Annotated in this window: 12 protein-coding genes; 11 read left to right on the top strand and 1 reads right to left on the bottom strand. The window is 42.0% G+C overall.

Translation table 11 applies throughout. The features are described 5' to 3' along the window. Nucleotides 1-273 precede the first annotated feature (273 nt). Nucleotides 274-1479 carry a nicotinate phosphoribosyltransferase gene (gene pncB, locus LU276_RS05630; protein WP_284672902.1) on the top strand — a complete coding sequence of 402 codons (1206 nt, stop codon included), beginning with the start codon at nucleotides 274-276 and terminating at the stop codon, nucleotides 1477-1479. 86 nt (nucleotides 1480-1565) lie between these two features. Here pncB and xseB read toward each other — a convergent pair whose 3' ends face one another. Then, entirely contained in the window at nucleotides 1566-1778 is a 213-nt protein-coding gene (xseB, locus tag LU276_RS05625) for an exodeoxyribonuclease VII small subunit (protein WP_284672901.1), read from the bottom strand. Between the two features lie 267 nt (nucleotides 1779-2045). Between xseB and LU276_RS05620 the strand changes: the two genes are divergently transcribed. The 10 genes from LU276_RS05620 to lpxD all read left to right on the top strand — a co-directional run bounded on the left by LU276_RS05620 (nucleotide 2046) and on the right by lpxD (nucleotide 13508). After that, complete coding sequence (locus LU276_RS05620; protein WP_284672900.1) at nucleotides 2046-3491, top strand: SLC13 family permease; 1446 nt, start codon at nucleotides 2046-2048, stop codon at nucleotides 3489-3491. Nucleotides 3492-3842: 351 nt separating this feature from the next. Continuing rightward, nucleotides 3843-4568, top strand: a complete 726-nt coding sequence (gene pyrH, locus LU276_RS05615) for a UMP kinase (protein ID WP_284672899.1) — start codon at nucleotides 3843-3845, stop codon at nucleotides 4566-4568. Between the two features lie 59 nt (nucleotides 4569-4627). Continuing rightward, nucleotides 4628-5182, top strand: a complete 555-nt coding sequence (gene frr / locus LU276_RS05610) for a ribosome recycling factor (protein WP_284672898.1) — start codon at nucleotides 4628-4630, stop codon at nucleotides 5180-5182. Nucleotides 5183-5340: 158 nt separating this feature from the next. Further along, nucleotides 5341-6120, top strand: a complete 780-nt coding sequence (gene uppS / locus LU276_RS05605; RefSeq protein ID WP_284672897.1) for a polyprenyl diphosphate synthase — start codon at nucleotides 5341-5343, stop codon at nucleotides 6118-6120. Then, the gene (locus LU276_RS05600; RefSeq protein ID WP_284672896.1) at nucleotides 6105-6944 is read left to right on the top strand and encodes a phosphatidate cytidylyltransferase; all 840 of its coding nucleotides are present in this window, start codon (nucleotides 6105-6107) and stop codon (nucleotides 6942-6944) included. Before uppS ends, LU276_RS05600 begins: the two co-directional genes overlap by 16 nt. A 76-nt stretch (nucleotides 6945-7020) precedes the next feature. After that, a complete protein-coding gene (locus tag LU276_RS05595; protein ID WP_284672895.1) occupies nucleotides 7021-7227 on the top strand; it encodes a hypothetical protein in 207 nt (68 codons plus the stop codon). Nucleotides 7228-7232: 5 nt separating this feature from the next. Continuing rightward, on the top strand, nucleotides 7233-8447 hold the full coding sequence (dxr, locus tag LU276_RS05590; protein WP_284674594.1) for a 1-deoxy-D-xylulose-5-phosphate reductoisomerase: 1215 nt from the start codon (nucleotides 7233-7235) through the stop codon (nucleotides 8445-8447). 30 nt (nucleotides 8448-8477) lie between these two features. Next, a complete protein-coding gene (gene rseP / locus LU276_RS05585; protein ID WP_284674593.1) occupies nucleotides 8478-9842 on the top strand; it encodes an RIP metalloprotease RseP in 1365 nt (454 codons plus the stop codon). A gap of 229 nt (nucleotides 9843-10071) precedes the next feature. Beyond that, nucleotides 10072-12489 (top strand): outer membrane protein assembly factor BamA, encoded by a 2418-nt coding sequence (bamA, locus tag LU276_RS05580; RefSeq protein WP_284672894.1) that lies wholly within the window; start codon nucleotides 10072-10074, stop codon nucleotides 12487-12489. Then, nucleotides 12489-13508: a UDP-3-O-(3-hydroxymyristoyl)glucosamine N-acyltransferase gene (gene lpxD / locus LU276_RS05575; protein WP_284672893.1), complete on the top strand. Its 1020-nt coding sequence runs from the start codon at nucleotides 12489-12491 to the stop codon at nucleotides 13506-13508. Before bamA ends, lpxD begins: the two co-directional genes overlap by 1 nt. Nucleotides 13509-13572 lie beyond the last annotated feature (64 nt).

The raw sequence follows: 13572 nt of genomic DNA, 5'->3' as shown, positions 1-13572 counted from the left end.
TTTTTCCGATGCACTACCAATTTTATTATTATAGCACAAAAGAGCAAAATGATGGATAAAACCATGATTTAAACCATCGCAGGGACTTAATAAATCCAACTTTGGATTAAAAAATGGGCTGAAGAAAGTGCCAATATACACAAAGATTGATGCAGTGCTTGAAAAGTTTGGTAAATTTCTGTAAGATTTTATGCAACTATCTCAAAAATAAGACGACTTTTTGGTGAAAATGGTGTATGATGAATCATTTTCTTTCATTATTTTATAACACTCATGAAGCTAATTACCACCTCTTTACTGGATAATGACTTATACAAATTCACCATGCTTCAAGCAATGCTGCATCAGTTCCCTCAGACGCATGGTGTATATCAGTTCCGCTGTCGTAATAATGACGATACAGCCTATCCTGTGGCAGACATTAAAGATGACCTAGAAGCTCAGCTTGATGCATTATGCGAATTAAAATTCAAGCAAGATGAATTAGATTATCTTAGAGATTTACGCTTTATCAAGCCTGATTTTGTTGATTATCTAGAATTATTTCAATTAAAACGCCGTTTTATCACAGTGTCTACTGATGATGATAATCATCTGCATATTAAGATAGAAGGGGCGATGATTCAAGCGATGTTCTTTGAGATTTTTGTGCTATCGATTGTTAATGAGCTGTATTATCAAAGACTTGATAATGAACATGTTCGAAACGAAGGACAAAGACGCCTTGATGAAAAAGTGAGCATGATTAAACATTATGAAATGTTGCAACGCTCAGACATACATAATCCTGAATTTGCCGTGGTGGATTTTGGCACAAGACGGCGTTATTCAAAGGAGTGGCAATACCATGTGGTTCGTACGCTTGCCAAAGCTTCTCCGAGTATTTTTAAAGGCACTTCCAATGTGTACCTTGCCAAAGAGCTGAACCTAACCCCAATCGGTACGATGGCTCATGAATTCATGCAGGCATTTCAAGCCTTAGATGTTCGCCTGCGAGACAGTCAAAAGGCGGCACTTGAGTCGTGGGTGCGTGAGTATCGAGGGGATTTGGGCATTGCTTTAACTGATGTGGTGGGCATGGATGCGTTCTTGCGTGATTTTGATTTGTATTTTGCTAAGCTGTTTGATGGGCTGCGTCATGATTCAGGCGATCCGTATGAATGGGGTAATAAGGCTATTGCTCATTACGAAAGTCTAAAAATTGACCCAAAAACCAAAACTTTAACTTTTAGTGATGGACTGACACTACAAAAAGCGTGGGAGCTTCACGAGTATTTTAAAACTCGCATTAAGACAGGTTTTGGTATCGGCACTAATCTGACCAATGACATGGGTCTAACTCAGCTTAATATCGTGTTAAAACTTGTTGAGTGTAACGGTCAGCCTGTCGCCAAGCTCTCTGATAGCCCTGGCAAAACAATGATTGATGATGATACTTATTTGGCGTATCTAAAGAAAGTTTTTGGTGTGCAGTCATAAACCCAACCATCAATCTATAATCTTAAAAACCCTAGCAAGTGGTCTGCTTTGCTAGGGTTTTTTGATGAGTTGGGCGGTTAAAGGAGCTATTCGTCTGCAATACCTAGCTCATCATCAAAGGCTTGTGCTAATGCTTGCTCTACCGCCTGTATTCGCTCTTGACAGACTTTATAGGCGACAATGGATTCTTCTATGGTGGTTATTAGGTTGTCGATGTCTAGCTCATCTGCCTGCTCAAGGTTTTTGGCATTGGTCTTTAGGGTTTGATAAGCGTCTTTAAAAGTAGTTGGGCTTGTCATGGGTTGCTCTGCTGTTCGCTGTTCGTTAAATGGTTATTGTAAAGGATATTGTATGATTTGTTAAGAGTTGGTTTTGCGAAAATAACGCAAGTTGTGGTAAATTCTTTTGCTAATTATAAACGGTGTGTTATTATGTTGTTGATAAGTGTCTTTGTCATGACAGTCATATTGCATGATGACGATATTGCATGATGACAAAGATGGTAAACAAAGCCATAGATGTGCCAGCAATAGTGTGTCTGTGGCCATTTTCCAAAGGTGTATTCTATGGTTCAATCAACCCAAGAAAAAGAGACCGATTTTTCTCTTAGAACAGATTATCAGCACAATGATGACCAAACTCCGCCATCAGGTGCGGTGCGTCCTGATGTGGTCAAAGGGCTTGTTATTACTGTGATTGCGGCAATCATCGCTTATTTTTCAGCAACCAGCTGGCTACCTTTTGAGCCTTTGACAAACAAGGGCTTAGGGCTTGCCATCTTTGTTGGTATTCTTTGGTTGACTGAAGCCATTCACATCACAGCAACAGCAATTTTGGTTCCCCTTTTGGCATTGTTTATAGGCATTCCAGAGTTTGATACCAAAGCGGCTTTAGTCAGTTTTGCTGATCCGATTATTTTTGTGTTTTTTGGTGGTTTTGCTTTAGCAGCAGCCCTTCATGTGCAGAAGCTAGACCGTAAGATTGCTTTTAGTATTGTAAACTTAGCTCAGGGTCATCTAGGCTGGGCGATTACATTGATTTTTGCTGCCACTGGTCTTTTGTCTATGTGGATTAGTAATACCGCCACAGCAGCAATGATGCTACCTTTGGCGATTGGTTTATTAAGCCATGTTGATGCTAAAAAAGATAGAAATACCTTTATTTTTGTACTTTTGGGCATTGCTTATTCAGCATCTATCGGCGGTATCGGTACTTTTATTGGCTCACCACCAAATGGCATCGCTGCCAAAGAATTAGGTCTGGATTTTATTGGCTGGATGAAATTTGGCTTGCCTGTGATGATGGTTATGCTACCAGTGCTACTTGTTGCCATGTATTTTGTTCTTCGCCCAAATTTAAGTCAAAAGGTCAGCATGGAACATGAAGACATTCCTTGGACGACATCTCGGATTTTGACGATTGTTGTATTTTTAATTACCGCAGTGTGCTGGATTTTTGGTAAACAACTTGGCACTGCTTTTGGCTTTAAATCACCTGATGCCGTGATTGCACTATTTGCAGCTGTGGTGGTATTGATGTTGGGTTTGGTGAATTGGAAACAGGTATCTGACAACACCGACTGGGGCGTACTCATGCTGTTTGGTGGTGGTATTGCTTTGTCTAATATTATGAAAAATACAGGTGCTTCAGCGGCATTGGCGGAGCAGATTTCAGGTGTGTTAGCGGGTGCTCCCGCCTTGGTGGTTATTTTGGTGGTGGCTACATTCATCATTTTTTTGACAGAGTTTACCAGCAATACTGCATCAGCTGCACTGCTTGTGCCATTATTTGCACCGATTGGTGCAGTACTTGGATTGCCCAAAGAGGTGTTGGTGATGGTGATTGGCATTGGTGCATCATGTGCCTTTATGATGCCTGTTGCAACACCGCCGAATGCCATTGTCATGGGTACAGGTCATGTTAAGCAGGGCGATATGATGAAGGTTGGGTTTATATTAAACCTTGTTGCGGTCGTCATTGTTACCGTTATGGCATATCTACTTTGGATGTAACTTTTTGTTTATCGGTTGTTTTGAACAAAAAACACTCTGCAGTAGGAGTGTTTTTTGTTTTATTATTGGGTAGTGTTTTTAGATGATGGTATGATTTGTACAGTCAAGCGGGTTCATTTGCACTTAAAAGTGTTCAAGTGTGCTAGCAGAATGCCGTTCAGTGATTGATGGATTTGTCAGGTTGACTTTTAAGATGGTCGGTTTAATGACGGTCTGTTCATTGCTTGTGAAAGAAAATTATCAAATCCAATAAAAAATGTGATAAAATTATAAAAATTTATCCATGACTTTTAAGAGATAGACATTCTTGTCTTATTCATGCTAAATCAATATTCATCAAGGTTGGTTGTTATGTCTGATAAAAATCCAAAGTTTTCTCGTATTCTATTAAAGCTCTCTGGCGAAGCGTTGGCGGGCGGTCGTGATATGGGTATTGATGCTGATATTCTTGATAAGATGAGCCTTTCTATCGCTCATTTGCGTGGCTTGGGTGTGCAAGTGGGCATCGTTGTTGGTGGCGGTAACTTGTATCGTGGTAGCACCCTACAAAAACAAGGCTTGGTTGGTCGTGTTACAGGCGACCAAATGGGTATGTTGGCTACCGTGATGAATGGTCTTGCCATGCGTGATGCTTTGGTGCGTCGTAATATCAAGACACGCTTGATGTCAGCCCTAACCATCTCAACGATTGGTGAGCCGTATTCTAGTCGTGAGGCGATTCGCCATCTTAATAATGGTGAGGTGTGTATCTTCGTTGCTGGTACAGGCAATCCATTTTTTACCACCGATACGGCTGCTTGCTTGCGTGGTATTGAGATTGAAGCAGGTCTTATCCTAAAGGCGACCAAAGTTGATGGTGTATATGACAAAGATCCAAGCATTCATGAGGACGCTGTAAAATATGATAGCTTGTCTTTTGATGAGGTGCTTGAAAGAAAACTTGGTGTGATGGATTTGACTGCTATTGCTTTATGTCGTGAACATAATGTGCCATTGCAAGTCTTTGATATGAATAAATCAAACGCACTGTTAAATGTGGTGATGGGCGAACAAGAAGGTACTCGTGTCTATCACTGATTGGTTGCATAAATAACTTTTTAGGTTTTACTTATTTGAGTAATAATTAAGGAATATATATGATTAACGATATTAAAAAAGACGGCGAAAGCCGTATGCAAAAATCACTAGAAGCACTAGAGAATGCCTTTGCTAAGTTGCGTACAGGTCGTGCTCATCCTGGTGTATTATCAGGTGTGATGGTTAGCTACTATGGCTCTGATATGCCATTAAACCAAGTTGCTAGCATCAATGTTGAAGACAGTCGCACGCTATTGGTGCAGCCATTTGATCGCTCTATGGTGCAGGCAGTGGATAAGGCGATTCGTGAGGCGGATTTGGGTCTAAACCCAATGACTGCTGATGTGATTCGTGTACCAATGCCTGCTTTAACTGAAGAAACTCGCCGTGATATGCAAAAAATCGCTCGTGCTGATGCTGAGTCGGCTCGTGTGTCAGTGCGTAATATCCGCCGTGATATGCTTGGCGACATAAAAAATTTGGTCAAAGATAAAGAAATCTCAGAAGATGATGAGCGTCGTGCTGCTGACGACATTCAAAAACTTACCGATGAGTTCATTAAAACCATTGATGCTCGCCTGTCAAAAAAAGAAAACGAACTGATGGAAGTGTGATTGTTCGGTCATGCCCTAGACTGGCTTTATTCTGATGAATAGACTTTAGGTCAAAAAAAGACTTACGCAAGTTTCAAAATTTGAGTAATTTTGAGATTATGTTGTAAGTCTTTGTTATTATTAAGTTTTTGATAATTTTTCTCGAAGATTAAGACATTATGACAAACACCGCTTTGCCACCACTTGCCACCATACCAAAGCACATTGCCATCATCATGGACGGTAATAATCGCTATGGCAAATCTCATCAGCTTGCCACAGGACAAGGGCATATCAAGGGTAAAGATGCACTTGATCCCATTGTTGAGCATTGCTTGGCTCGTGGTGTGCAAGTCTTAACGGTGTTTGCTTTTTCATCGGAAAACTGGGCAAGACCTAAAGACGAAGTGGATTTGCTGATGAATCTATTGACAACAACCATTCATGAGCAGATGCCTAGAATGCACAAATACCGCATTCGTTTAAGATTTATTGGCGACCGCACACAACTTAGAGATGACCTACAGAGACTTATGGCAGATGCGGAGCGTCAAACGGCTCATTTTGAAGCGATGACATTGGTGATTGCCATTAGCTATGGTGGTCGTTGGGATATTACCCATGCCACCAAAGAACTCGTTAAAGAAGCGATGATGGGAGAGATAAGTGCTGATGATATTGATGAGGTGAGTTTGGCACGCCATATTCAGCTGTCGGATTGCCCGCCTGTAGATATGCTGATTCGCACAGGCGGTGATTATCGCATTTCTAATTTTCTATTGTGGCAGGCTGCTTATGCGGAGCTGTTTTTTACACCAACGCTATGGCCGGAGTTTGAGCCACAGGAACTAGACGAGATGATGGCGATGTTTGCAGGTCGTGAACGCCGTTTTGGTAAAACCAGTGAACAAATCCAGAGTCAAACTAATATGGAGTATTCATCATGTGGCAACGCATAAGAACCGCCATCGTACTGGTCATCATTGTTGGCTTTGCACTGTTTGCAAGCTCTATGCCTATTTTTGTCCTTCCGCTACTAGCAGTGGGGGTGGTTATCGCTTCGCATGAATGGACAAAACTGATGCCTAAGTGGAATAAGCCCATCTTGTTTGTACTGATTACGCTCATCATTACCATCATCTCTATATTTTTTCCAAAAACATGGGTGTTTTGGTGGTCAGCATCACTTGTTATTTGGGCGATGGCATTGTTGTGGGTTAAGCAGTATCCCAATAAAGAAAAGTGGTATGGTCGCCGTTTGGTGTACATGGGTGGTGTGATTTTGACGGCTGCCATTACTGCCATGTATGGGCTATGGCAGATGTCGCCTTGGTGGCTGATGTATGTCTTTTTGTTGGTTTGGTGTGCTGATAGCGGTGCGTATTTTGTTGGTCGCAAACTGGGTAAGACCAAACTTTCTCCTAATGTCTCGCCCAACAAATCGGTTGAGGGACTTGTCGGTGGTCTATTGACTGCAGGCGTGGTGGCTGCGGTCGTGGGTTATTATTTGCAGTTGTCTGGGGTGGCATTGTTTTGGTTTTTGGCACTATCGGCATTGACGGTGGGAGCGAGCGTATTGGGTGATTTGTTTGAGTCCATGCTTAAACGCCGTGCAGGTATTAAGGATTCGGGCAGTATTTTACCTGGTCATGGCGGTGTGCTTGACCGCATTGATTCGTTATTATCTGCCACACCCATCTTTGCGTTGGGGTTTTGGCTGTTACTTGAAATGGGTATTTTTACAAAAGTATGGATAAAAATGAATTTGGCAAATCTGCTGTAGATTTCATGATGATTGGGTTAAATCATCTGAATATTGAGCGACTTTTGTGCCGAATGGATTTTAGGGTTGGTATGTGATGAAATTTTTAGTTATTTTTGTTGGTGGCTTGTTTTTGAGTGCTTGTGCCAGTCATTTGGCGGTAGAAGAACCTACCCAACAGTCTTTTGATAAACATTGTCAAAGACAATTTGCCACACCCAGTCTTGATGACGCTGACTACCAACAAAAAATCAGTGAGTATCACACCAATATCAGTCTTTGCCAAACAATGAACTCTTTTTAATGACAATGAAGCATTCTGTTTTAAACATTAGCCTGCTCGGAGCGACAGGTTCTATTGGTGATAGCACCCTTGATGTCATCGAACAGCATCAAGGGGATTATCATTTATTTGCCGTCTCTGGATTTGCTAATTGGCAAAAGTTGCTTGAGATTTGTGTGAGATTTAACCCCAAATTTGCAGTGGTTGGCGATGAATTTTTTGTGCAATTTCAAGACGAGCTTGATAAGCTGTCATTAAGAACCACTGCCTTACCACAAAGTCTGAGATTAGATTGGGTTGCCAGTCATGATGATGTAGATGTGGTTGTGTGTGCCATCGTTGGTGGGGCAGGGCTTTCATCGACCTTATCTGCTGTGCAAGCGGGCAAAAAAGTCTTGCTCGCCAATAAAGAAAGTCTGGTGATGGCAGGTGATTTGGTCATGAATACCGCCAAGCAGACTGGGGCTGTCATCCTGCCTATTGATAGTGAGCATAATGCAATTTTTCAATGCTTACCACAGGCAGTGCAAACTGATAAGTCATTGCTCAATCATGATAATTTTGGTATAAAAAAACTATGGCTGACGGCAAGCGGTGGGGCATTTTTGCACAAATCTTATGAAGAGATGCAATCGGCAAGCATAACAGATGCGGTCAATCATCCTAACTGGTCTATGGGTTCAAAAATCACGGTAGATTCTAATACGATGATGAATAAAGGGCTTGAATTCATTGAAGCCTGCCATCTATTTGGTGTGGGTGTAGATGATGTAGAGGTCGCCATTCATCCACAGAGCATCGTCCATTCTATGGTAGAATATGTAGACGGTTCGTGGCTAGCACAAATGGGCAATCCAGACATGAGAGTGCCTATTGGTTATGCTTTGGCGTATCCTAACCGCCTTACAACAGGTACTAAGCCACTTAATCTTTTTGATATGGCAAAACTAGAATTTATTGCTCCTGATGAGAAAAAATTTGCCTGTCTGGCACTTGCCAAAAAAGCGATGAAGCTAGGAAATGGGGCGTGTATTGTACTAAATGCCAGTAATGAAGTGGCGGTGAATGCGTTTTTGCATGGTAAAATACGCCTGACCGATATTGCTGTATTGGTTGAAAAATGTCTGGACAATCCGCTATTTCATAACATTTTAAGTAAATCTTATGATGATTTGGCGGATATTTTAGCACTTGATGAGCAGGTGAGAGCGACCGCTTGGGCATTACTACAAGAATTTTAGAAATTAAAGAGCTAAAGATTGATTATGGCTATGAATGGATTATTGATGTTTTTGGCGGCGGTCTGTGTGCTTGGACCGCTTGTGGCATTGCATGAATGGGGTCATTATATCGTTGCACGATTGTGCGGGGTGAAGGTTTTGACCTACTCTATTGGCTTTGGACCCAAACTGTTTGGCTGGACGAGTAAAAAATCTGGCATTGATTATCGTATTTCTGCCATTCCTTTGGGTGGGTATGTCAAAATGCTTGATGAGCGAGAGGTTGAGGTGGTGCAACACGAGCGACATTTAGCCTTTAATAATCAACATCCATTAAAGAAAATTGCCATCGTAGCAGCAGGTCCTTTGATGAATTTTATCATTGCCATCGGATTGTTTTTTGTGCTGTTCATGCAGCCGTCCGAACAGCTAAACACTCGCATTGGCAAGGTGCTAGATGGAACGCCAGCTGCAGGTGTATTGTCGGTTGGAGAAAAAATCACAGGCATCGATGGTAGGTCCATCAATACTTGGGAAGAGCTAAATTATGCCTTAGCACATCGCATGGGCGAGACGGGCAGTCTTGAGGTTGTGGTTGAACAGGGCGGTAAATTTTCACAAAAGATGGTGCCAATCACGACATTCATGCAAGGTGAGCAACAAGGTCAAGATGCCATTTCAAGCCTTGGGGTATTGCCTTATCAGCCTGTGATAGAGCCTGTGTTGTCGGAGGTTGTGCCTGATGGTGCAGCAGCCTTGATGGGGCTAAAGGTGGGTGATAGAGTTACTGCCATTAATGACACGCCCATCAAAAATTGGATAGACGCCACGCCCATCATCCGCCAAAATCCTGAAAAAATGCTGGATTTTCATATCATAAGAGACGGTCAGCTGATGGTGGTTAAGGTCATGCCAAAAGGCATTAAACAGCACAATCAGGTGGTTGGTCAAATTGGCGTTAGAGTGAGTCATCAAGGAATAATGTCCATTCCTGCAGAGTATCGCATGATGGTGGGGTATAGCCCAGCACAGGCAATCGCTAAAGCATTCACCAAGACTTATGATTTATCCACAATGACCATTGACGCCATTGGCAAGATGATTACAGGGCTGATAGGCATTGAGAATATCTCAGGTCCTATTACTATCGCTGAAGTATCAAAGACGAGTTTTGAGATTGGTTGGGAGCAAGTATTATCGACCGCCGCCATCATTAGTTTATCTCTTGCTGTGATGAACCTGCTACCCATCCCTGTGCTTGATGGCGGTCATTTGGTATTTTATACCTATGAATTGATTCGTGGCAAGCCAATGAGTGAGTCGGTTCAAGTGATTGGATTGCGTTTGGGTATGTCCTTACTGCTGTGTTTCATGTTGCTTGCAATCGGTAACGATATCATGCGATTGTTTGGCTAATGGCTCAAAATTTAACAATTTAACCATTTATTTTAAAAAAATTGCCAAAAATTGCGAATAAATCTCTTTTGGGGCTTGCCAAAATCGCTTTTTTGGCTTAATTTAGCACGGTTAATGTTGTGTCTTTCTGCTCATTGCTTCTTTTGGATTATTTTTCAATTTGGGCGATGATATGGATATGGCACACATCTTTAAAATTGATAATAATTGTGGATATGATTTTATGTGTATGCCTAAGTTTTCAGGTTTTGTAACTACTTCAATTTCTACCGCCATCATCATGGCGATGACAACATCTGCCCACGCACAGGCCTTTATTGCTAATGATATTGCGATCAATGGTTTACAGCGTGTTACCATTGAAAGTTTACAAACAACCTTGCCCATTCGCTTGGGTCAAAGCGTGAGCGAGGAACAGCTTGCTCAGAGTATCCGTGCATTGTATGCAACAGGGCACTTTTCAAATGTGCAAGCTGAAGTTAAAGACGGTGGGGTGTTGTTTCATGTAACAGAACGACCTGTGATTGCAGAAATTAACTTTAAGGATAATAAACTCATTCCAAAGCAAGGTCTTGAAGAAGGCTTAAAAATGGCAGGTCTGACCGTTGGGGGTGTGCTAAAGCAATCCACTGTAAATGCCATTGAAAATGAGCTAAAAAACCAGTATATCTCGCAAGGCTATTACAACAGCGACATTAAGGTTAATCAAACCGAACTAGATGGCAACCGAGTTAAGCTAGATGTTGAGTTCATTGAAGGTAAGGCGGCAAAAGTTGTTGATGTCAATATTATTGGCAATAAATATTTTAGTGATGAAGACATCAAAGATGAGCTGACTTTAAAAGATAGAGTGATAAACCCGCTTTCAAAAGCCAACCGTTATAGTCAGGAGCGATTAAATGCCAGCCTTGAAGCTTTGCAGGTAAAATACCTAAATGAAGGCTTTGTGCGTTTTAAGGTAGAAAATTCTAGCCTATCCATTGATGAGGAAAAGGATAAGGTATTTGTTGAGATTGCCGTTAGTGAGGGCGAGAGATATAATTTTGGTAAGACGCAATTTTTGGGTGATGTTACCTATGAGATTGATGAACTACAAAAGTTCGTAAACTTTCAAGAGGGCGACAATTATTCACAAGCCAAACTTGACGAGGTTACCACCAAGCTTGCTGGTAAATTCGGTGATGATGGCTATTATTATGCCCAAATTCGCCCAATTACACGAATCAATGATGAGACTCGCACGGTAGATATTGATTATTATATTGATCCTGTACGCCCTGTGTATGTACGCCGTATTAACTTTGCAGGTAACTCAAAGACCAAAGATGAAGTGCTACGCCGTGAAATGCGTCAGCTAGAAGGGGCATTGGCATCAAACTCTCAAATTCAGCTGTCTCGTATACGCCTAATGCGTACAGGTTTCTTTAAAGATGTGCAGGCTGAAGTTATCCCTGTCCCAAACACTCCTGACCAAGTGGACATCAGATTTACTGTACAAGAACAGCCATCGGGTTCATCAACCATCGCTGCAGGTTATAGTCAGTCTGGTGGTTTGACTTTCCAGTTGGAATTATCGCAGTCAAACTTTATGGGTACTGGTAATCGTGTTAATACATCATTTTCTCGTTCAGAGACTCGTGATGTGTATAACTTTGGTATGACCAATCCATTCTTTACTGAAAATGGTGTTTCACAAAGTGTGAATGCTTACTATCGTAAAACCAAGTATGACAATAGGAGTATCAGTAATTATGTGCTAGATTCCTATGGCGGTACGCTAAGTTATGGTTATCCTATCAATGAAAATCAGCGTATTAGTGCAGGTTTTAATATTGATAATACCAAGATTCAAGGTGGTCGTGGCATGGCGGTTAGCAATGTCAAGCGATTACTTGAAGATGGCGGTAAAATTACGATATTTGATGGGAATAAAGCAGGCTTTAGCCATAATTACACCTCGTATAATGCCACATTGGGCTGGAGCTATTCAAGTTTGGATAAACCAGTGTTCCCAACTAAGGGTATGAGCCACAATGTTGATCTTACCTTAGGCTTTGGCGATAAGACATATCAAAAAGCCGTGTACACTGGTAATATTTATCATCCTTTATGGAAGGGTAGTATCCTGCGTGGCTACACCAGACTGGGCTATGGCAATGACTTGCCATTTTATGAAAACTTCTATGCAGGTGGTTATGGCTCGGTGCGTGGCTATAATGCTTCAAGTTTAGGTCCTCGTTCACAAAGATATGATGTTGCCAGTCAGCAGGAGCGACATCGATTGGGGGAAAATGTCGGTGGTAATGCCTTGGCTACCTTTGGTGCAGAACTGATTTTACCATTACCATTTAAAGGTGATTGGGTTGACCAAGTCCGTCCTGTACTATTCTTTGAAGGTGGTCAAGTGTTTGATACCACAGGTATGGATAAGCAAAAAGTGAATCTAAAGCAAATCACCAATGGTAATGCCCAATCAACAAGCTACACTGTGCTAGAGCAAGATAAAGAGCTTCGCTATAGTGCAGGTATTGGTGCAACATGGTACACGCCAATTGGACCATTATCTATCAGCTATTCAAAGCCGATTAACAGCAAAGCTAATGATGAGACTGAAAAAGTCCAATTCCAAATCGGTAGCGTGTTCTGATGGCAACGCTCCTACAGCTGATTGAAGTGATTGAAAAAGTACAGCCTGTTTTAAACAAGGCTGTACTTGGCATATCTGACACCCAAAAAACTGTACTGCGTGTGGCGAATTTATCAGATGCCGATGCTGATGCTGTGGCATTCATCGCTCACACCAAGTATGGCGATGACTTGATGAGTAGCCAAGCAGGTGTCATCATTGCAAGCGAGTCGTTCACGCAATCCATTCCTAATACAGCGGTCGCCATCATCGTCAAAGATGCGTACTTGGCATATGCTTGTGTTAGTCCACTATTTGCTTATGAGCCCAAACAGGTATCAAACATACACCCAACCGCCATTATCTCACCAACAGCCGTGCTGGCAGAGGGTGTGAGTATCGGTGCTTATAGCGTGATTGGTGAAAATGCACAGATTGGGGCGAACTCTGTCATTGGGTCAAATGTAACGATTGATGATTTTGCGGTGCTTGGGGAGCGTTGTCAGATTTCTTTTCATGTCAGCATCGCTCATCACAGTCAGCTTGGTGATGAAGTAAGCATTCATGCCCATGCTAGTATTGGGGCAGAAGGCTTTGGTTTTGCCCCAAATCCGACCAAAGAGGGGTTTCGTTGGCAGCGTATCGCACAGTTGGGGCGAGTGGTCATTGGTAGCCGAGTGCGTATTGGTAGCAATACTTGCATTGACCGTGGGGCGGTTGGTGATACGGTCATTGGTAATGATGTCATTATTGATAATCTGGTGCAGATTGCCCATAATGTGCATATTGGCGATGGCACAGCGATTGCTGCAAAAGTTGGCATTGCAGGCAGTACGCATATTGGTCGTCATTGCATCATTGGCGGGGCAGCTGGCATCACAGGGCATATCACGATTGCTGATGGAGTTACCATTACCGCCATGACAATGGTAACCAACCATATCAAAGAAGCAGGTAGCTACTCATCAGGTACAATCGCCATGCCGACAGCCAAATGGCGTCGTGCCACCATCAAGTTCCGTCAGTCTGGTGAAAAATAATCAAAAGCCTGTTTGGATTTATTTTATAAAATATAAATAAAGTACTATTTACTGTTCTTATACT

Origin of the sequence: Moraxella haemolytica, assembly GCF_030177935.1 — a bacterium.
Taxonomy (GTDB): domain Bacteria; phylum Pseudomonadota; class Gammaproteobacteria; order Pseudomonadales; family Moraxellaceae; genus Moraxella; species Moraxella haemolytica.
This window is presented reverse-complemented; position numbering and strand designations above follow the sequence as displayed.

Coding starts and splice junctions, on each gene's coding strand:
- uppS (WP_284672897.1), top strand. CDS start 5,341: ATGACAAACACCGCTTTGCCACCACTTGCCACCATACCAAAGCACATT.
- pncB (WP_284672902.1), top strand. CDS start 274: ATGAAGCTAATTACCACCTCTTTACTGGATAATGACTTATACAAATTC.
- lpxD (WP_284672893.1), top strand. CDS start 12,489: ATGGCAACGCTCCTACAGCTGATTGAAGTGATTGAAAAAGTACAGCCT.
- frr (WP_284672898.1), top strand. CDS start 4,628: ATGATTAACGATATTAAAAAAGACGGCGAAAGCCGTATGCAAAAATCA.
- bamA (WP_284672894.1), top strand. CDS start 10,072: ATGCCTAAGTTTTCAGGTTTTGTAACTACTTCAATTTCTACCGCCATC.
- LU276_RS05600 (WP_284672896.1), top strand. CDS start 6,105: ATGTGGCAACGCATAAGAACCGCCATCGTACTGGTCATCATTGTTGGC.
- dxr (WP_284674594.1), top strand. CDS start 7,233: ATGAAGCATTCTGTTTTAAACATTAGCCTGCTCGGAGCGACAGGTTCT.
- LU276_RS05595 (WP_284672895.1), top strand. CDS start 7,021: ATGAAATTTTTAGTTATTTTTGTTGGTGGCTTGTTTTTGAGTGCTTGT.
- rseP (WP_284674593.1), top strand. CDS start 8,478: ATGAATGGATTATTGATGTTTTTGGCGGCGGTCTGTGTGCTTGGACCG.
- LU276_RS05620 (WP_284672900.1), top strand. CDS start 2,046: ATGGTTCAATCAACCCAAGAAAAAGAGACCGATTTTTCTCTTAGAACA.
- xseB (WP_284672901.1), bottom strand. CDS start 1,778: ATGACAAGCCCAACTACTTTTAAAGACGCTTATCAAACCCTAAAGACC.
- pyrH (WP_284672899.1), top strand. CDS start 3,843: ATGTCTGATAAAAATCCAAAGTTTTCTCGTATTCTATTAAAGCTCTCT.